Origin of the sequence: Amycolatopsis keratiniphila subsp. keratiniphila, from assembly GCF_001620365.2 — a bacterium.
Classification (GTDB): Bacteria; Actinomycetota; Actinomycetes; order Mycobacteriales; family Pseudonocardiaceae; genus Amycolatopsis; species Amycolatopsis keratiniphila.
Genome location: NZ_LQMT02000008.1, coordinates 43,044 through 61,940, shown reverse-complemented (window position 1 = coordinate 61,940; position 18,897 = coordinate 43,044). Strand labels below are relative to the sequence as shown.

The 18,897-nt window shown below is 69.2% G+C and carries 14 protein-coding genes; 8 read left to right on the top strand and 6 right to left on the bottom strand.

Features of this window, described 5'->3' with window-relative positions; all coding sequences use genetic code 11:
• Position 1: 1 nt before the first annotated feature.
• The gene (locus AVR91_RS07195) at positions 2-1,114 is read left to right on the top strand and encodes an ATP-binding protein (RefSeq protein ID WP_063276458.1); all 1,113 of its coding nucleotides are present in this window, start codon (positions 2-4) and stop codon (positions 1,112-1,114) included.
• On the top strand, positions 1,111-3,873 hold the full coding sequence (locus AVR91_RS07190) for a DUF5682 family protein (protein ID WP_063276459.1): 2,763 nt from the start codon (positions 1,111-1,113) through the stop codon (positions 3,871-3,873). Before AVR91_RS07195 ends, AVR91_RS07190 begins: the two co-directional genes overlap by 4 nt.
• Positions 3,874-3,916: 43 nt before the next feature.
• Here the strand turns inward: AVR91_RS07190 and AVR91_RS07185 are convergent, their stop codons facing one another.
• Positions 3,917-5,374, bottom strand: a complete 1,458-nt coding sequence (locus AVR91_RS07185) for a carotenoid oxygenase family protein (protein ID WP_063276460.1) — start codon at positions 5,372-5,374, stop codon at positions 3,917-3,919.
• An 83-nt stretch (positions 5,375-5,457) separates the two neighbouring features.
• On the opposite strand from AVR91_RS07185, the gene AVR91_RS07180 reads away from it, so the two are divergent.
• Entirely contained in the window at positions 5,458-6,177 is a 720-nt protein-coding gene (locus AVR91_RS07180) for a TetR/AcrR family transcriptional regulator (protein ID WP_063276461.1), read from the top strand.
• Here AVR91_RS07180 and AVR91_RS07175 read toward each other — a convergent pair.
• On the bottom strand, positions 6,161-6,766 hold the full coding sequence (locus AVR91_RS07175) for a TetR/AcrR family transcriptional regulator (protein ID WP_063276462.1): 606 nt from the start codon (positions 6,764-6,766) through the stop codon (positions 6,161-6,163). The two genes, AVR91_RS07180 and AVR91_RS07175, sit on opposite strands and share 17 nt — an antisense overlap.
• An 87-nt stretch (positions 6,767-6,853) precedes the next feature.
• Between AVR91_RS07175 and AVR91_RS07170 the strand changes: the two genes are divergently transcribed.
• Positions 6,854-7,726, top strand: a complete 873-nt coding sequence (locus AVR91_RS07170; RefSeq protein ID WP_063276463.1) for an alpha/beta fold hydrolase — start codon at positions 6,854-6,856, stop codon at positions 7,724-7,726.
• Here the strand turns inward: AVR91_RS07170 and AVR91_RS07165 are convergent.
• Positions 7,708-8,316 carry a TIGR03086 family metal-binding protein gene (locus tag AVR91_RS07165; protein WP_063276464.1) on the bottom strand — a complete coding sequence of 203 codons (609 nt, stop codon included), beginning with the start codon at positions 8,314-8,316 and terminating at the stop codon, positions 7,708-7,710. The genes AVR91_RS07170 and AVR91_RS07165 overlap by 19 nt on opposite strands.
• A 70-nt stretch (positions 8,317-8,386) precedes the next feature.
• On the opposite strand from AVR91_RS07165, the gene AVR91_RS07160 reads away from it, so the two are divergent.
• Positions 8,387-8,815: a MarR family winged helix-turn-helix transcriptional regulator gene (locus tag AVR91_RS07160; RefSeq protein ID WP_016333814.1), complete on the top strand. Its 429-nt coding sequence runs from the start codon at positions 8,387-8,389 to the stop codon at positions 8,813-8,815.
• 1 nt (position 8,816) lies between these two features.
• Here AVR91_RS07160 and AVR91_RS07155 read toward each other — a convergent pair whose 3' ends face one another.
• On the bottom strand, positions 8,817-9,434 hold the full coding sequence (locus tag AVR91_RS07155; protein ID WP_063276465.1) for a YaaA family protein: 618 nt from the start codon (positions 9,432-9,434) through the stop codon (positions 8,817-8,819).
• 85 nt (positions 9,435-9,519) lie between these two features.
• Between AVR91_RS07155 and AVR91_RS07150 the strand changes: the two genes are divergently transcribed.
• Both AVR91_RS07150 and AVR91_RS07145 read left to right on the top strand, forming a co-directional pair.
• Positions 9,520-12,516 (top strand): DEAD/DEAH box helicase, encoded by a 2,997-nt coding sequence (locus tag AVR91_RS07150; protein ID WP_063276466.1) that lies wholly within the window; start codon positions 9,520-9,522, stop codon positions 12,514-12,516.
• Positions 12,509-13,213, top strand: a complete 705-nt coding sequence (locus AVR91_RS07145) for an SWIM zinc finger family protein (RefSeq protein ID WP_063276467.1) — start codon at positions 12,509-12,511, stop codon at positions 13,211-13,213. The genes AVR91_RS07150 and AVR91_RS07145 overlap by 8 nt, the downstream gene beginning before the upstream one ends.
• Here AVR91_RS07145 and AVR91_RS07140 read toward each other — a convergent pair.
• The gene (locus AVR91_RS07140) at positions 13,201-14,199 is read right to left on the bottom strand and encodes an enoyl-CoA hydratase/isomerase family protein (RefSeq protein ID WP_063276468.1); all 999 of its coding nucleotides are present in this window, start codon (positions 14,197-14,199) and stop codon (positions 13,201-13,203) included. The two genes, AVR91_RS07145 and AVR91_RS07140, sit on opposite strands and share 13 nt — an antisense overlap.
• Positions 14,200-14,321: 122 nt before the next feature.
• Here AVR91_RS07140 and AVR91_RS07135 point away from each other — a divergent pair, with 122 nt between their 5' ends.
• Positions 14,322-15,977, top strand: a complete 1,656-nt coding sequence (locus tag AVR91_RS07135; protein WP_063276469.1) for a DUF885 domain-containing protein — start codon at positions 14,322-14,324, stop codon at positions 15,975-15,977.
• A 22-nt stretch (positions 15,978-15,999) separates the two neighbouring features.
• On the opposite strand, the gene AVR91_RS07130 is transcribed toward AVR91_RS07135, so the two are convergent.
• Positions 16,000-18,453, bottom strand: a complete 2,454-nt coding sequence (locus AVR91_RS07130) for a LamG-like jellyroll fold domain-containing protein (RefSeq protein WP_063276470.1) — start codon at positions 18,451-18,453, stop codon at positions 16,000-16,002.
• Between the last annotated feature and the right edge of the window lie 444 nt (positions 18,454-18,897).

Here is an 18,897-nt window from a genome sequence, read left to right as displayed (position 1 = left end):
CATGTCCGACCTGTTGCGCGCCCCCGCCGAGATCAAGTACGCCGAAGAGCTGGACTGGCTGGAGTCGGTCGACGGCAATCCCAAGCCGTTCGCCTGGCGCCTGTCCCCGAAGATGCTGCGCCTGTTCATCCTGGGGTCCGAGCGCGCCGACGGCCTCGACCGTGAGATTTCGCAGAAGTGGTTCGGCGACCGGAGCATCGTCGAACGGGCCATCGTCACGCTCGCCTCGGACCGCGGGCTCCTGCTGATCGGAGATCCGGGCACCGGCAAAAGCTGGCTCGCCGAGCTGCTGGCCGCCGCGATCTCCCGCAACTCGACCCTCGTCGTGCAGGGGACCGCCGGCACCACCGAGGACCACATCAAGTACTCGTGGAACGTCTCGATGGTCATCGCGAAGGGCCAGTCCCGCGAGTCGATGATCCCGTCGCCGATCATGACCGCGATGGAGGCGGGCTCGATCGGCCGGTTCGAGGAGCTGACCCGGTCCACCAGCGACGTCCAGGACGCGCTGATCTCGATCCTGTCGGAGAAGTACATCTCGGTACCGGAGCTGGACAGCGACGGCATCGTCTTCGCCAAGCCCGGCTTCTCCGTGATCGCCACCGCCAACAGCCGCGACCGCGGGGTCAACGATCTGTCGTCCGCGCTCAAACGCCGCTTCAACTTCGTCCGCATCCCGGTGGTGACGAACAAGAAGAGCGAGGCGGAGATCGTCCGCTTCCGCACCGAGGAACTCCTGCGCCGTCACCAGATCGAGCTGGACGTGCCGCCGACGCTGCTCGATGTGCTCTTGCGCAGCTTCGGCGACCTTCGCGCAGCGGCGGCGTCGGCCGGCAGCGACGACGAGAAGCTGGAGTCCGCGTTGTCCACGGCCGAACAGATCGGCGTGCTCGAAGACGCGGTGTTGCACAGCAACTTCTTCGGGGAACGCGCGCTGACCGCCCGCACCCTGGCGTCGTCGCTGGTCGGCTCGCTCGCCCGTCGTGAGCCGGAGGATCTGGCGATCCTCAACAAGTACCTGCACGGTGTCGTCGAGCCGCGCAGCAAGGACGAGGGCGGGGACTGGCCGGAGTTCCTCGACGGCGGCCGCGACGCGATCGCCACCCTCTCGTGAGCGGCGCCTTAGAGGCGTTGCGCGGCCAGTTGCAGGAGGCCGCGGCCGCCTTCGCCGACGGGCCCGGCGCGCTGGAGGGCATCCTGCTCGGGCTCGTCGACGACGTCGACCGCGCGGTGCGCGAGCCGTTGGAGATCTTTCCGGTCTGCCACCATTCCCCGGCTTCGGCCGTCGCGATGGCACGGCGGTTGCGGGAGAAGCAGCCGAAGGTGGTCTACCTCGAACTGTGCGAGGACATGGCGCCGTTGCTGACCGAGCTGCGCAACTGCCGTCTTCCCGTGGCGGTGCAGGCGTTCGCGACGGAGGTGAAGGGGTTCCCCGCGGAGTGGGCGCCCTTGTCCGTGGTCGCGCCGATCACCGAGGCTTCGGCGGAGTACCAGGCGATCGCGTACGCCCTCGACACCCCGGGCGTCGAGCTCGTCCTGGTCGACCGGTCGGCGGACCACGTCTTCCAATGGGACGAACGCGAACCGTCCACTGATCCGGACGCTCCGCCCGCCGAGGAGGAGGCGGCGCTGCACGGTGACGCGGTCGGCGTCGAGATCGGCGATCTGCGGCCCCGGTTCGCCGAACTCGAGGAACACCTGCTGCGGCACGGGCGGGTGCGGCACTGGTCGGAGTGGTGGCACCAGTACGTCGAGCTGCCGCTCGGTGACAGCGACCACGACACCTATCGCCAGGTCATGTTCCTGATCGGCAGCCTGTTCCGCCGTCTCGCGCCGGGGGACACCCGGCACGTGCGGGTGGACGAAGACCGCGAGCGCTACATGTGGACCCGCATGCGCGAACACCTCGCGGCGTCAGGGGCGGACCCGGCGGAGTGCCTCTACGTCTGCGGCGCCTTCCACGCGGCAAGCCGGGTCGCGGAGTTCGGCGTCGAAGGTTCGGACGGGTTCGTGATCAGCCCGCGCAGTGAGAGCACCTGGCAGTACGGGCTGATCCCGTCGAGCCACGCCTCGATCGAGGCGCAGTTCGGGCTCGCCGGGGGATCGGTGTCGATCGCGGCGACCGAGTGGGCCAAGAACCTCAAGCGCACCAAGGTGAAGCAGTTCCAGCTGGAAGGACAGGTGGGCGGGCCGAAGCGGAAGAAGGCCGCGGCGCTGCCCGCGCCGACGCCGGATCCGGTGGCAGTGGAACCATCGGACCAGCTTTCCGGCTTCCTGCAACGGTCTCCGGTACTCGACCGGCTGGACGAGGCCGAGTTGCTGGGCTGGTCGGTCGAGATCGTGCGGGCGGCGCGCCGGAACGGGTACCTGTCCTCGACGGCCGACGCCATCGCGGTCTTCGAGACCTCGATCCTGCTGGCGGGCATGCGTGACCGGGCCAAGCCGACACCGTACGACTTCCAGGACGCGGCGGTCACCTGCATCGAGAAGGACGTCGTGCCCGGCAGGCGCGACATACGCCGCCTCGTCGAGATCATGATGGGTGGCGACCGGATCGGCCAGGTCGGGTACGACGCGTTGCCACCCTTGGCGCGCGACGTGCACGACAGGCTGGAGCCGCTGAACCTCAAGCTGCAGCAACGAGGTGTGCAGCGGGCGCTGCTCGACATAGCGTCGCGGCCGGAGCTGGAGCCCTGCTCCGATCTGCTGTGGATGTTGCGCTATCTGATGCCGCACGGTGCGGCGAGGCCGATCATGGGCGAGCGGCGGCTCGGCGAGCGGCCGATCCAGGAGTCGTGGGATCTGGCACTGGGCACCCACCAGCGGGCCCTCATCGAGCTGGGTTACGAGGGGGTCAGCGTCGAGCAGGTGCTGGAGCAACGGCTTCGGCGCGCTGCCTACCATCCGCAGGCCACCGCCGCGAAGGTGCTCGGAGCGGTCGAAGACGCGACGCTTTACCTTCGCAGCGCGCGGCTCGCGGGGGAGTTGGGGACGCGCGCCCTGGAGGTGCTGGCCACCGAACGGAACGTCGACGGCGCTCCGGAAGTGCTGCGGCGGGTGCGCAGGCTGCTGGCGCATTACCGGACCAGCGAGCCGGTGCTGCCTCGATGGATCGAGGACTTCGTCAGGACGGGGTACGCGCACTACTGCACCCTGCTCCCGGCGGCCTTCGCCGACGACGAAGCCGGTGTCGAGCAGGTCGCCGCGATGCTGGGCTTCCTGTTCAGCATGGAGTCGCTCGCTTTGTCACTGGGATGCGACCGCACCCAGCTGGAGCTGGCGATCGTCGGATCGCATCCGCAGGAGCCGTCGAAAGTGGCGTTGCTGTGGGCGGCACAGGTGCAGCTCGGCCGTCTCTCCCGGGCGGAGCTGCGGGAACGGTGCGCCGGACTGCTGACGAACCCGATGGTGCTGCCCGCTTATCCGCGCTACCTCAGTGGGTTCGTGCACGCGCTGGAGCCGGCGCCGGGGCTGGCCGACTTCGTCGTCGAGGCGGTGTCGAACGCCTTCGCCGAGCTTCCGGACAGGTTGCTGTTGCCGTGGTTGCCGACGTTGATCACCACCCTGCGGTCGCGGGGAGCCGAACTGGTGCCCTTGCTCGTGCGTGAAGCCGGCCGGATCTTCCCCGGCCGTCTCGCGGCGCTCGACGAATGGGTTCCGCCTTGGCACGACCAGCCGGAACCCGTCGCGGTGGCGAGGAAGGCCAAAGGCGGCCTCGCGCTGCTGGCGGCGCATCCGGCGGTGTGTGACGCGGTGGCGGGTCTGCTGGGGTGCGACGAGCCGTGGGGGAGCACCACGCCCACCGGTTTGGCGTTGCTCGAGCGGTATCCGGACTCCGCCGCCGCGTTGGAGGAGGTGCTCACCGGAGTGTGAACGGATGGGCTGTCGCCGGGAAGTCCGGCGACAGCCCGATCGGTCAGTCGGCGATCCAGCTGCCATGGAAGCCCAGCGGTACCGGCCTCGGCAGGTGGATGCGTGCCAAGGGTTTCGCGGTGAAGTCCTGCGCCGCGAGGATCACCAGGTCCGACGCGTTGCGGTCGGGGTTGTTGACGTAGGCGAGGGCGTAGCCGTCGTCCTCGGCCTTGCCTCGGGAGGACGGCACGAACACCGCCTCGCTCGCGTCGGCGCCCCGGCCGAAGCGGTGCACGTCCGAGCGTCCGGTCCGCAGGTCGTGCTTGATCAACGCGTTGCCGAAGGAGCCGGAGGGCTTGTCCAGGTAGACGTCGAACAGTTCGCCGGGGGAGGCCGAGTAGCCGTACCGGTGCCGTCGAGAGACGAGGCTTTCGTTGACCCGCGGGAATTCCTGCGGCCGGTCGTCGAGGACGCGGCGCCGGACCCGTCCCTGCGCGAGGTCGATCGTCCAGCGCTCCAGCACCGGCGGTCCCGACGCGGACGGACCACCGAAGCCCTGCTTTCCGGAGACCTCGAAGGGCGCGGGCATCGTGGTCAGGTCGACCACCACCGTGGAGCCCTGCTCGTAGGCGTTGAGGGTGTGCGAGTAGAACACCGGATCCACCCCGAACCAGCGGACCGGCCCGCCGTCGCGTTTCATCACCCCGACCCGGGCCTGGTGATCCGGGTTCCACTTGTAGGGCACGATCTTGCCCGGCTGTGGATCGAAGGTGACCGGTACGTCGAAGACGACCACGTAGTTCTCCGTGAGCCCGAAGTCGTGCATCATCGGGCTGTCGGTGACCGGGATGCGGGTGGTCCGCACCACGCGGCCGGTCCGGTCGACCATCAGATGCCGCACGTGGTCCCAGGTCGGGTGATAGGTCACCGCGTGCAGCTCGTCGGCGCGGGCGTCGAACTTGGTGTGCGCGGTATAGGAGCCCTCCAGTGAACCGCTGAAATCGAACGGGCCCAACGTGTTCAGCTCGCCGTCGAGTTCGTACGGCGGGGCGCCGGATTCCTGCAGGGCGAGGATGCGGCCGTGATGGGCCATCACGTGCGTGTTCGGCGCGAAGTCCTCGGCGGGCACCGGCCACGGGTACCGCTCGCCGAGTTTCGCCGCGACACCGGACGAACGGACCCAGCGGTTGCGGTACCACTCGGCCTTCCCGTCGCGCAGCCGGACGCCGTGCACCATTCCCTCGCCCAGCATCCAGTGGTGCGCGCGCGGATCTTCGAGGCCGAGCACGTTCGGCCCCGTGCGCAGGTAGCGCCCGCACAGATCGCTCGGAATGCGGCCGGTCACCGGTAGCCCGAACGCGGTCACCTCTTCGGTGACGGGCGCGAAGGCGCCTTCGAGGAACGGGTAGCGCGGTTTCGCCGGAGCCGGCGCGGCAAATGCGGATCCGCTGCTCGCGGCCGTTCCGGCGATGGCGAGCGCGGCCGCGCCGCGGAGCACGTTCCGCCTGGTCGGTTCGGTCATGGTCGATCCCCCAGTTCGTGACGTAACTGTGTATGCCATGAACAGTGTATGCCTTTACCGGTTTTGGATGCAACAATGCCCCGATGGACGACGTCGAGATCGAGTTGCTGCCGCCGGGTACGGCGCTGGCCTGGGGGCACGCTCCGGCGCCCCGGCGCGGGCCGAAACCGGGATACAGCCTCGAGCAGATCGTCGACGCGGCCATCGCGCAGGCCGACGCGGAGGGCTATGCGGCACTGTCCATGCCTTCGATCGCCAAACGCCTCGGCGTCACCGCGAACGCGCTTTACCGGTATCTGAGCTCGAAAGAGGAACTGCTCGTCCTCGTGGCCGAAGCGGCCTGGGGTCCGCCGCCGAAATCGACGCCTGGCGATTGGCGCGCCGCGGTCACCGCCTGGGCTCGCGCGCTCCTCGAACGCTGCCGTCGTCATCCGTGGCTGATCGACCTGCCGGTGCGAAGCGCGCCCAGTACGCCGAATCTCTTGGGGTGGCTGGAGAACTTCCTTGAGGGGATGGCCGATTCAGGGCTGAACGCTCAGGACGTCACGGGCTGCGCGGTACTGGTCGACGGATGGGTCCGCAGCACCGCCTCGTTGCTCCGGGACGTGAACGCGAGCCCTCCTGATCGGGTCCGGGCCCTGGGCTCGTTTCTGGGGCCGCGTCTCGAAGAGCGGGGCTACACCCGCGTCGCCGCCGTGATTTCCGGTGAGGCGTACGGCGAAGAAGGTATCGAGGAAGCGGACATCGAGTTCGGCCTCGGGCGCATCCTGGACGGTATCGAGGCGCTCATCGAGCGCCGCTGAACACCCCGTCCAGCCGGTAGTCGACGATCTCCGACGCGCGCTCGGCCGTGTAGGCGTCGACCATGATCGCCGTGACGAGGCCGGCGGACATCGTCGCGAGGGAGTCCGCCTCGAGCCGGGGATCGAGGTGCGCGGAAACGTCGCCTTTCTCCTGGGCCGCCCGGAGCAGTTCGGTGATCGCGTGGACGAGGTGGGGCAGAAGCGGTTCCTGATCGGGATCCTGGCTGCCGCGCGTGACGTCGACGGCGAAATACGCGATCTGGACGGCGGAGAGCATGCGGGCGCGCTCGTCGTCCGGCAGTACCGCGGTCAGATAGGCGCGCACGATGATGCGCTCGTCACCGGTCTTCATCGCCTCGCCGATGGTCTTCCCGGCGTGCTCCGCGGTCAGCTCGACGATCCGCTGCCAGGAGAAGCGCAGCATCTCTTCCTTGGTCGGGAAGTAGTACTGCACCAGGTTCATCGAGATGCCCGCCTCCGCGGCCACCGCACGCAGCGTGACCGCCTGCAGTCCTTGGGCGGCGGCGATCCGGAAGAGCGCCTCCGCGATCTCGCGCCTGCGCTCTTGGTGGTCCACACGTTTCGGCACGCGGTCACTCTGCCATGCCGGTGAGGGGTGGCCGAAATGGCCACCCACTGTTATGGTGCAAGTGCACTAAAAACCAGAGGAGGCCAGATGCTGGGGGAGTTCACCGACAAAAAGGCCGAAGAGCGCTTCTTCGCCGTCTACGACGAGATTCTGCGGAAGTGGCCGGTTCCCGCCGAAGAGTTGGATATCGAGACGAAATTCGGCCCGACGCGAGTCCGCAGTTGCGGGCCTGAGGACGGCCCGCCGATCGTGCTGCTTTCCGGTGGGATGGGCACGTCGCTGTCTTGGTATCCGCATATCGCCGAACTCGCCGTCCGGTACCGGATCCACGCGGTCGACTCCCTCGGCGAGCCCGGGCGATCGATCCAGACCGCGCCGATCGAGTCCGTGGAGGACTGCGCGGACTGGCTCGCCGAGGTCATCGAAGGCGTTCTCGCGGACACAGACCACCAAAAGGTCTACCTCGCCGGTGTTTCGCGAGGCGGCTGGCTCGCGCTGAACCTCGCGACGCGGTCCACCTCCCGGATCGCGGGTGTCGTCGCCATCGAAGCGGCGGGGTTCGGCGTGATCGGCCGGAGCTTCATCTGGTGGAGCCTGCGCGAGATCTTCCTCTGGTTCCTGCCCAAGTGGCTCCTGCGGCTGGTGGCGTCGGGAGATCCAGGCGTGCGGCACACGGTGCGGCCTCTGCTCTTCGCCGCGCTCAAGTACAAGCAGCAACTCCCTGAGATGCACCTGTTCGGTGACGACGAGCTGGCGGCGATCGACGTGCCCACCCGGATCGTCGTCGGCGAACGCAGCGTCATCCACGACGCTCGCGCGGTGGCGGCCCGGCTCGCATCACTGAACCCGCACATCGAGGTCGAGGTCGTGCCCAAGGCCACTCATGGGTTGTCGCTGGAGAAGCCTGACCTTGTCACCGCCCGGATTCTCGAGGCCGCGCGTCACGCCGCGGCCACCTGATCCGGCCACGACGGGGAACGGCCCAGCAGGGCGACGATCGTGTCCAAATCGGACTGTCCCGTCGCTTCGACGGCCGGCGCGAACGCCGCGCCCGGCGCGTTTCGGCTCTTCCCGTTCGGGATCGCCTTGGCGAACCGCAGTCCGGCGTCAAGGACCTCCTGCTGGAACGTGATCGGCAGGCCGAGGGTTTTGGCCACGTCCCACGAATGCACCAGGTAGTCGACGAAATGGAAGCCGAGGGCCTGCTCCGCGGTGAAGGTGACTTCGGTGGAGAACTCGGGAAGGGCGAATTTCCGGTCGGCGAGGTCGTGGGGGACGAAGGCGTTCAGCACCCGGTTCACCGAGGCGCGGTAGGTGCCGATGGGGTCGTCGCCCAGCGGGACCAGCCGCCAATGGTCGAGGTGGCTCTCGCCTTCGGCCGCGGCGGCGAAGCCGTGGTGCTGGGTCGCCATGTGCGCCAGCAGGCCGTGCAGGGTCCAGGCACTGCACGGGGTCGGTTCGGCCAGGTCCGCGGGGGTGATCTTGGTGACGAGGTCCAGGCTGGCCCGGGTCACGATGGCGTCGAGGATGCGAAGGTCATCGATAGGCATACGCACATCATCTACGTATGCGTACGAGTTCGTCAACCGGTTCCGCGACTTCGGTCGGTATGGTCTGCGCATGGCGGAGCAGGGGAGGCCGGATCTCGCGGCGATGCTCGGCGGGCTGATGCGACGGCTGATGAACGCCGAGACGCCGGTGCTGGCCGAGCACGGGTTGACCATGTGGGGCTACGTGGTGCTGAGCGCCCTCGACGACGGGCCCGTCCGTACGCAGGCCGCTCTCGCCAAGGCGATCGGTGCGGACAAGACCCGGATCATCGGCACCCTCGACACCCTCCAGGCGGACGGGCTGATCACCCGCGAGCCGGACCCGAAGGACCGCCGGGTCCGGCTGCTGGGGATCACCGAGGCGGGCCGCGCGTCGCGGCGGTCGGCCCAGGCCCGGATCCAGGAGCAGGAGGAACGGCTGCTCGGCCGGCTGTCGGCCGCCGACCGGAAGGCGTTCCTCAAGGCCGCGCGCGTGCTTTCCGAGGCGCAGTGGCCGTGAATCAGCCCAGTTCCTCCACGACCATTCCGGCCGGATAGTCCGACGGCGACCGGCGCCACCACGCGCTGAAGGCCTGGGCCAGCCGCCGGGGCACCTCGACCTGCGCGCCGCCACCGTGGAACTCGATCGTGACCAGCAAGGCCTCGATGTCCCAAGGGATCCGCCGGGCCAGTTTCGCGTAATCGGCGCTGGCGGAGACGAAAGTGACCGCTTTCGTCGCGCCGATCCGGCGCGCTTCCCCCAGCACGGCGTCTTCGAGCACTCCCGGCGGCCAGTCGCTGAGCCGCAGCTTCCGGTCGTAGTAGGAGATCGGCTCGCCGGCGCGCAGGATCCCGTAGCCGCCGCTGAGGATCAGCGTTCGCCCGTGCTCGGCCGCCTCACCCAGCGCGCCGCCGACATTCCGGTAGAAGTTCCCGCTGTAGCGCAGCCACGCGGGCCGCAGGCCGCCGCTTTCGACCTTGGACCTCGCCAAGATCTCGGCTCGTGCGCGAAGCATCGGTTCCGGCCAGGCGGTCTCGGTTCCCGCGGCATTCCCGCCTCGGTTCTTGGCCTTGGAAGGGCCGAGAACGGTCAATGCCTCGCGCGGATCGATCGCGTCGAGAACGTCGGCTGCCTCCATCGAAGTGATCCTATCGGCGACTCGCTGATCGGCCGCTGATCGGTGCCGGGCATGCTGGAGGGACCAGACCGCGGAGAGGGGGAACATGTCGCCACTGGTCGTGCACGGCTTGTGGTCCCGTGGCCGCGGGATCGTGCTCTGGGGTGAACACGGCGACCGCCCGGCGACGACGTCGATGCGGCCGTCGAGCGCGGCCCGGCCGCATCCGTTCGCCGCCTCGGTCGCGGATCTGACCGCCCTGCATCCCGGCAAACCGGCGACCGCCGTCCTGCTGTTGCCGTCGCGGCGCGGCGGCCCGATCGCCTCGCCCGAACTGGGTATCCGTGGCCGTCCGCAGCCGGAACCGACGCTGGAATCCTGGTCGGTGCCTGCCCTCCTGGTCGACCCCTCGGAGCTCGAAGACCTGGCCGAGACGGTCAGTTACGGCACTTCGGTCCGCCATCTCCGCGCCGTCGTCCGGCTGGCGGAAGACCTGGTCCGCCGCGGCCGGGTGCTGCCGACGCTCGTGCGGAACGAGATCGTGGCGCGGGCGCGCTGGCGGCCGGTGGCCCGGGGCGGTGACGCGGTCGCGGTCCGCGCGTTGATCGCGGCCACCCCACCGGTCGGCCGGGCCGAACATCCCGGGCCGGATCCGGTGGCGCTCGTCACCGACGCCCTCCACACCCTGGTCGACGCCGCAGTCCGCGATCGGCTGGGTGCCGCGGGGCATGCCACGGAAAGCGACGGTCGCGAAGGCCCGTTCGGGTCGTGGCTCCACGCGCTGAAGAGTGCCGACGACCGGGTCGGCCAGTCGCCGGGGCGGATGGGGATCGTCGCGGAGGGCATCGCCGCCTGGGACGCGATCGGCGACACGGACCTCACCGAGGGTACGGTCTGCCTCCGGCTCGACGAGGTTCCGACGCTGCACGGCCCGGCCGACGACCCCGACGATCAGACCGGAGACGGCACCAAGTGGCAGCTGCGTTTCCTCCTGCGCTCCACCGCCGACCCGAGTCTCCTGCTCCCGGCCGAGGACGTCTGGTCCGGCAAGGCGGGCGCGAAGTTCACCGATCCCGAAGGTCTCTTCACCGCCGAGCTGGAGCGTGCAGCCGGGGTACTGCCGCTGCTCGGGCCCGCGGTAGATGCCGAGAAGCCGGGCACCTACGACCTCACCGTCGCCGAAGCCGTGGAGTTCCTCGACGGCGGCGCGGAACAGCTGGTCGCGGCCGGATTCGACGTCCAGCTCCCGGCGAGCTGGGGCGGCAGGCGGAAGCTCGCGCTCAAGCTGTCCGTCCGCGGCGCACCGGTCGACCAGGCCGCCGTGCACCGGCTGGGACGGCACCAGCTCGCCTCCTACCGCTGGGCGCTCGCCGTCGGGGAGGACGCGCTGACCGACGAGGAACTCGCCGGGCTCGCCGCCGCGAAGTCGTCGTTGGTGCGGCTGCGCGGCCGCTGGGTGAGCGTGGACCCCGAACTGCTGCGCGCGGGCCTGGAGTATCTCCGCCGCGATCCGGACCGCGAGAAGCCGCCGCTGCCCACGCCGGCGGACCTGCTCGCGCTGCTCCGCGGCGGCTTCGAAACACCGCTGCCGGTCACCGAAGTCACCACCGACGGCTGGATCGACGACTTCCTCGCCGGCCGGGTCCAGCGCGCCATCGAACCGGTCGAGCCACCGCCGACCTTCGTCGCGACGCTGCGGCCCTATCAGAGCCGCGGTGTCGCCTGGCTTTCGTTCATGACGTCGATCGGGCTCGGGGCCTGCCTCGCCGACGACATGGGACTGGGCAAGACCGTCCAGCTGCTCGCGCTCGAAGCGATGGAGAGAGCGCAGGACGACAGGCAGCCGACATTGCTGGTCTGTCCGATGTCGCTGCTCGGGACGTGGCAACGGGAAACAGCCAAATTCGCCCCGGAGTTGCGTGTCCACCTCCATCACGGCGCCGACCGCGGCCGCGTGCCGACCGAGGGTGCGGATCTCGTCGTCACCACCTACTCGACCGCCGCCCGCGACGCCGACGAACTCGCGGGCGTCCGCTGGCACCGGCTCGTGCTCGACGAGGCGCAGGCGGTCAAGAACCAGAACACCGGACCCGCGCAGGCCCTGCGCCGCATCCCCGCCGGGCACCGGGTCGCGCTGACCGGGACACCGGTGGAGAACCGGCTCGCCGACCTGTGGTCGCTTTCGGATCTGCTCAACCCCGGCGTCCTCGGTGGCAGGCAAGAGTTCCGCGAGCGGTTCGAGGTGCCGATCGAGCGACGGGGCGACCTCGCCGCCGCCACCGAGCTGCGCCGCCTGACGCGGCCGTTCCTGTTGCGGCGCCTCAAAACCGACCCCACCGTGCTCGCGGACCTGCCCGAGAAGATCGAAATCCTGCAGGAATACCGCCTCACCCGCGAACAGGTGACGCTCTACCGCGCGACCGTGGACGAGATGATGACGAAGATCGCCGACAGCGCCGGGGTCAAACGGCGTGGCAACATCCTCGCCGCGATCACCAAGCTCAAGCAGATCTGCAACCATCCCGCGCATCTGCTGCACGACGGTTCGCCGATCGGACACCGCTCCGGCAAGGTCAACCGGCTCGAGGAACTCCTCGCGGAGATCCTGGACTCCGGCGACCGCGCGCTGTGCTTCACCCAGTTCGCCGAGTTCGGCCACCTGCTCGTGCCGCATCTCTCGCACCGGCTGAACGTGAAGATCGCCTTCCTGCACGGCGGGCTGTCACAGCGGCGCCGCGATTCGATCGTCGAGCACTTCCAGTCGGGCGAGGGCCCGTCGATCCTGCTCGCGTCGCTGAAGACCGGGGGAGCGGGGCTGACCCTCACCGCCGCCACCCACGTCCTGCATCTCGACCGATGGTGGAATCCGGCGGTGGAGGAACAGGCCACCGACCGCGCGTTCCGCATCGGCCAGCGCCGCAGCGTCCAGGTGCGGAAATTCGTCTGTCCCGGAACCATCGAGGAACGCATCGACGACGTCATCACCAAGAAGGAGGCGCTGGCCGATCTCGTCGTCACCGACGGGGAGGACTGGCTCACCGAGCTGTCCACCGATTCGCTGCGCGAGGTCTTCACACTCGGCAGGGAGGCGGCCGATGACTGAGGGATTCCGCCGGGCGCTCGACGAACTGGACGTCCACAAAGGACTGGTTCCGCCCTGCACGGTCGATACGCTCACGCTGGGGCCGGGGGCCGCCGTCGCCAGGGTCCGGGTGACCCGGCAACGGTTCTACGAGGTCCGTATCGGCCTGCCGGCGTTCGGCAAGCAGGTGTGGACGGCGGTCGTCGCCGCCGTCGTGGCGGACGAGCCCACGAGGACCGCCCTGCTCGACGGACGGGTCCCGGACGACATCGATCGCTTCTTCGCCGCCGAGCAGGTGCCGCTGTTCCCTGAGGCAGCGTGGGAACTGTCGCTGGACTGCACGTGTCCCGGCACCCGTGTCCCGTGCGATCACCTCGTCGCGGCCCTGATCGCCCTCAAGGCGGACGCGGATCCGTTCGCGATCTTCACGCTTCGCGGGCGCGATCGCGCGACGCTGCTCGAAGAGATCGGACGTCAGGCGGGTGCGCGCGTGACCGCCCCGGCGGCGGAGGACGAGACACCGGAGCTCGACGAGGTGATGGACGACTTCTTCGGCTGGGGCCCGGCCGGCGACGTCACGAACCGGCGTCGCCCGCCGGCCGGGGATCCGCTGGGACTGCTCGACGAGGTCCCGCCGCTCAAGGCCACAGTGGACGGAACCTCGGTCACCGCCCTGCTGCGGCCGCTCTACCGGGCGATCACCGGTCAGGAGAAGTAGGCGTCGACGATCCGTTCGTCCACTTCGGACAGCGTGGCGGGCGACCACTTCGGAGCACGGTCCTTGTCGATGATCTGCGCCCGGATGCCTTCGGCGAATTCGGCGGTCGAGAGGGCGTGGGCCGAGATCCGGTATTCCTGCGCCAGCACGGTTTCCAGGTCGGGCAGCGCCGCCGCCGACCGGAGTGCCCGCAGGGTCACCTTCAGTGCGGTCGGCGACTTCGCCTCGATCTCCTTGGCGGCGGTCGCGGCGGCGTCACCGCCGGCGTGGAGCCGGGAAAGGATCTCTTCGACGGTGTCCGCCGTGTAGCAGTGGTCGATCCAGGCGGCGTCCCCGGCCAGCGCGCTCGGCGGCGCGGGTTCGGCGATCAGTTCCAGCGCTTCGTCCGTGGGGCGCGAGGTGAGCGCGTCGAGCAGATCCGGGATCCGTTCGCTGGGCACGAAGTGATCGGCGAGTCCACAGTGGATCGCGTCGGGCCCGGAGATCGCCCCGGCGGTGAGCGCGATATGCGTCCCGAGTTCGCCGGGTGTCCGCGACAACAGATACGTGCCACCGACGTCGGGGACGAAACCGATGCCCGTCTCGGGCATGCCGACACGGGAGCGTTCGGTGACGATCCGGTGGCTGCCGTGCGCGGAGACGCCGACCCCGCCGCCCATCACAAGCCCGTCCATGAGCGCGAGATACGGCTTCGGGTAACGCGAGATCAGGAGGTTGAGACGGTATTCGTCGGCCCAGAACCGCAACGACGCGGTGCCGCCGGCGCGCGCGTCCTCGTAGATGGCGCGGATGTCGCCGCCGGCGCAGAGCCCGCGATCGCCGGCGCCGTCGATCAGCACGGCACGGACCCCCGGGTCGGCGCGCCACGCTTCGAGGTGGTCGAGCATGGCGAGGACCATGCCGTGGTTCAGCGAGTTCAGCGCACGCGGCCGGTTCAGCGTGATCCGGCCGATTCCGCTCTGGACGAGGAACTGGGCGTCATTCACCAAGCCACCCTAAAAGTCGGAAGTCCGACCATGTCGGAGTTGTGGCGCAGGACTCAGCGCGCGCTTTTGCGAATGCGAATATCTGCCAGCGGACGCCGGTCCCGGTCTGGTAGTCATCGGTTATGAGCGATGAGCCCACCGCGGCGGAGCTGGCCGACGAACTCCTCGACGTCCTCGCGACCGAGCTCCCTTTGATGGCGACGTTCGACAACGTCCCCGGGCACGACCACGAACTGCGGGACGTCTCGGAGGCGGGCGACGACCGGCTGCGGGAGCGCGCCGCCCGGATCGCCGGGCACGCCGCCCGGTCCGCCGATCCGGACCGGATCACCCTCGGAGTCATTGCCCATCACGCGGAATCGCTTCTGACCAGGCTGGATTCGCGGCTCACGGAGTTCATCCTCGCCGATCCGATGGTGGCCGAGGGGATCGGGGCGCTGGCCTGGCTTCCGCAGCTGGAGCCGTCGGGGGAACAGGCGGAGGAGGACTATCTGGCCAGGCTGGCGGCGTTCCCGGACTTCTTCGCGGCGCTGGCCGAACGCCACCGCGCCGGGATCGCGGCGGGCCGGACACCGGTGGAACGGGCGGTGCGCAACGCCATCGACTACCTGGACCGGACCCTGACCACCGAACGCCACCCGCTGCTCGTCCCGCCGTTGACCGGCGACCGCGTCGAGCGGCGGGAGCGGCTGTTCACCGAGCGGGTGCGCCCGGCGCTCGTCGCCTATCGCGAAATGCTCGCCCGGGAGATCGCCGGACGTGGCCGCCCCGACGACCGGCCGGGTCTCTGCTGGCTGGATGGCGGCAAGGAAAGTTACGCCGGCCTGGTCAAGACGCACACCACCACCGGGATCTCGCCGGAGGAACTGCACGAGACCGGTCTCGAACTCGGCCGGGCGCTGGACGAGGAGTACCGGCGGCTCGGCGCGGCCGTCTTCGGCGAGGACGATCCCGTCGCGGTCCGGCTCCGGATGCGCACGGATCCGTCCCTGCGCTGGCGGGACGCGGACGAGATGGTCACGACCGCGACGGAAGCCGTCGCGCGGGCCGCGGCCGCCGCACCCGGCTGGTTCCGGCGGATACCGTCGGCCGAATGCGTCGTGCGTGCCGTGCCGGAAGCCGACGGGCCCTCCGCCGCGCAGGCGTACTACATGCCGCCGTCGGCGGACGGCAGCCGTCCCGGCGTCTACTCCACCAACACCTACCGGGTGACCGAGCGGTTCCGGTTCATCGCCGAGTCGGTCGCCTTCCACGAAGCCGTTCCAGGGCACCATTTCCAGGCCGGTGTGTCCTATGAGCTGGAGGAAGTGCCACGGCTGCGCAGGCTCGTCCCGCTCTCGGCGTTCGACGAGGGCTGGGCGCTCTATACCGAACGGCTCGCCGACGAGATGGGGCTGTACTCCGACGACGTGATGCGGCTCGGCATGGTCGCCGAGGATTCCTTGCGCGCCGCGCGGCTCGTCGTCGACACCGGGCTGCACGCGCTGGGCTGGAGCAGGCAGCGATGCGTGGACTACCTCGCGGAACATTGCGTGCTCAGCGATGTCGAGGTGCAATCGGAGACCGATCGCTACATCGAATGGCCCGGTCAGGCGATGTCGTACATGACGGGCAGGCTGGAGATCCAGCGGTTGCGGGCCTTCGCCGAGGAACAGCTGGGGGAGGCGTTCGACATCCGCGACTTCCACGACGTGGTGCTGAGGAACGGGCAGGTGCCGCTGCCGGTGCTCGGCGACATCGTGCGGGAGTGGGTGACGGACACGCGGCGCCGGGAGTGACCCCGGCGCCGCGTGCTCGGGCTCAGTCGCGCTTCGCGAGCGTCGCGACCTCGGCGTCAGACAGCGGCCGGTCGTAGAGCCGGACGTCGTCCACCGCGCCGCGCAGGAAGTCGACCTGCTGACCGCCGTACTGGCCGCGGCCGATCACTGTGTGGCCGGTGCTCGGGGCGGCCGAGCAGGCGTTCTGCGAGGCGACCTTCGTGCCGTCGACGTACAGCGACAACGTGCCCGCCTTGGCGTCGCGAACGCCGGTCAGGTGGTACCAGCGGCCGACTTCCGGCTTCTCCGGGGAGAGGGCGCGGAGGCCGACGAAGCTCATCGCCCACCGCTGGTCCTGCCCGGAGTACTGCAGGAAGAACGCGCTGTCGCGGCCGGTGTCCTGGCTGACGACGGTTTGGAACGCCCCGCTCGCCTCGTCCAGTTTCGCCCACGCCGAAACCGAGTAGCTCCCGGCTGTGTTGACGAGGTTCGTCCCGGTGTCGGCTTGTCCGTTGCCGGTGAAGGCCAGCGCGCCGCCTTCGACGCCGCCGGCCCACTGCGCGTTGGTCAGGGTGGCGTGCGCGGTGCCGACCGAGTCCTTGGCGCTGGAACCGGTGCCCTCGTCGAACTTGTAGGCGTGCACACCGTCGATCCCCGGAGTGCCGGGACCGGGGTCGGGCGCGCCCGAACCGCTGCCGTCGGCGTTGCGGATGATCGCCTGGTTGACCGCGCGCACCTGCGCGAAGTCCATCTTCTTCACCTGCCTGTCGTAGGTGAAGAAGCCGTTGACCTCGTGCTCGACGTCGGTGATCTGTGTGTAGATCGAGCCGCTGATGCCGCAGCTCTGCGCGGACGCGAGCACGTCGCGCTGGTTCTGGACGTAGCGGCTGTTCAGGGTCGCCTGGTCCTTCACCATCTCGTAGGCGTGACCTTCGCCGAACCACATGTGGTCCTCGACTTCGAGACCGTAGCCACCGTGCTCGCCGTCGATCGAGATCCGCTTGGCGTCGGGCATCGGCTTCGCGGGGCCGGGGTAGGCGTGCCAGTCGAGGACGTCACCCTTGCCCGAGTCGCCGAGCGAATCGCAGCAGTTGACGCCGCTGTGCGCGTTGACCAGACGGGTCGGGTCCTGGGCCTTGACGCTCTCGGCGACCTGCCCGGTCTCCTCGCGCGACCACTCCGCCCAGCCCTCGTTGAACGGCACGTAGCCGACGATCGAGGTCCAGTTCTTCTTCTGCTCCACCAGTTCCTTCAGCTCGGCCTTGAACTGCCGCTGGGCGTCGACGGGCGGGCGGCCGCCGGTGCGCATCGACGGCATGTCCTGCCAGACGAGCAGGCCGAGCTTGTCGGCGTGGTGGTACCAGCGGTCGGGTTCGGTCTTGATGTGTTTGCGGACCGTGTTGAAGCCGAGGACCTTGTGCTGTTCGAGGTCGAAGCGCAGCGCCTGGTCGGTCGGCGCGGTGTAGATGCCGTCCGGCCAGTAGCCCTGGTCCAAAGTGGACTGGAGGAAGAGGATCTTGCCGTTGAGGGTGAACCGGAGTTTGCCGTCGGCGCCCTTCGCGGTGCCGAATTCGCGCATGCCGAAGTAGGACGACACCTTGTCGACGGTGCGGCGGCCGTCCTTCAGCTCGACGTCGAGGTCGTAGAGGAACGGCGAATCCGGCGACCAGAGTTTCGCCTTGGGCACCGGCAGCGAGATCGTCCCGGCCGCGGACGCCTTGCTGCGGCTGACCACCTTCCGGCCGTCGCGGACCACGGCCTCGACGGTCAGCCCGGAGTTCCCACCGGTGTCGACGGTGAGCTTGAGCGTGGAGGACTTGAGGTCAGGGACCATGCCGAGCGTGCCGATGTGCTTGGCCGCGACCGGCTCCATCCACACGGTCTGCCAGATGCCCGAGGCGCCCTCGTAGAAGATCCCGCGGTCGGGAACCCGGCGCTGTTTGCCGACGGGCTGCCAGGTGGCGTCGGTGTGGTCTTCGACGCCGACGATGATCTCCTGCTCTCCCTTGGGTTTCAGGGCCGAGGTGACGTCCGCGGAGAACGCGCCGTAGCCGCCCTGGTGCGCGGCGACCTCCTTGCCGTTGACGTAGACCTTCGCCTTGTAGTCCACGGCGCCGAAGTTGATCCGGAGGGTGTTCTCCTTGCCGACGTTCCAGTTCCGGGGCACGGTGAACGTGCGCCGGTACCACATGTAGTCCTCGTGCCGCTGGATCCCGGACAGCGCCGATTCGGTGGGGTAGGGGACCAGGATCTTCTCGGCGAGCTTCTCGCCGAAAGGCGGGACCTCGCCCGGTGCGGCGCCGGCGAACTCCCAGACCCCGTTGAGGTTCTGCCAGTTCTCGCGCACCAGTTGCGGCCGTGGGTATTCGGGCAGCGCGTTGGTGGGCGACACCTGGTTCGTCCACGGGGTGGTCAGGCGTGGCTTGCCCATCTTCCAGCCGCTCTCCGCGGCCGTCGCGGCCCCCGACGTCAACGCCAGGGCGGTGATGGCGACCACCGCGGCGGTCAGGGGTTTCCGGAAACGTCTCCGGGGGCGTTGTGGTGACAACGTTGGCAACATCTGCTCGACACCCTTCTCCGGGGGCGGCCGCCTCGGCGGAGGTGCGCCTCCCACTGGACCTGTGCAGGCGTGAAACCACGACCCCGTGGCCGGAGGGAACCGGTGTGAGCCGGGCCACGGCTGGCCGTCAGACTGTTTTTACATCGTTGATACAACGTTGTAAAGCGTCGAAGGCGTCGAATCGGTCGTGGGCGGAAGAGCTGTCCGGTGTGTCAGGCGATCGTCGGGGCGCGGTCCGTGAAGGCCTCCTTCCCTACTCTGAAGGTAGGAAAGGAGGCCTTCGCTACCTCTGAGGGCTGCTGTCGACCCACTCGAAGCACCCGCGGCGTGTCCCTGGTCCTGGGGTGCTGTGCTTCATGCGTTGACACGGTAACTGACCGA

Coding starts and splice junctions, on each gene's coding strand:
- AVR91_RS07195 (WP_063276458.1), top strand. CDS start 2: ATGTCCGACCTGTTGCGCGCCCCCGCCGAGATCAAGTACGCCGAAGAG.
- AVR91_RS07185 (WP_063276460.1), bottom strand. CDS start 5,374: ATGACCGAACCGACCAGGCGGAACGTGCTCCGCGGCGCGGCCGCGCTC.
- AVR91_RS07180 (WP_063276461.1), top strand. CDS start 5,458: ATGGACGACGTCGAGATCGAGTTGCTGCCGCCGGGTACGGCGCTGGCC.
- AVR91_RS07170 (WP_063276463.1), top strand. CDS start 6,854: ATGCTGGGGGAGTTCACCGACAAAAAGGCCGAAGAGCGCTTCTTCGCC.
- AVR91_RS07165 (WP_063276464.1), bottom strand. CDS start 8,316: ATGCCTATCGATGACCTTCGCATCCTCGACGCCATCGTGACCCGGGCC.
- AVR91_RS07160 (WP_016333814.1), top strand. CDS start 8,387: ATGGCGGAGCAGGGGAGGCCGGATCTCGCGGCGATGCTCGGCGGGCTG.
- AVR91_RS07155 (WP_063276465.1), bottom strand. CDS start 9,434: ATGGAGGCAGCCGACGTTCTCGACGCGATCGATCCGCGCGAGGCATTG.
- AVR91_RS07150 (WP_063276466.1), top strand. CDS start 9,520: ATGTCGCCACTGGTCGTGCACGGCTTGTGGTCCCGTGGCCGCGGGATC.
- AVR91_RS07145 (WP_063276467.1), top strand. CDS start 12,509: ATGACTGAGGGATTCCGCCGGGCGCTCGACGAACTGGACGTCCACAAA.
- AVR91_RS07135 (WP_063276469.1), top strand. CDS start 14,322: ATGAGCGATGAGCCCACCGCGGCGGAGCTGGCCGACGAACTCCTCGAC.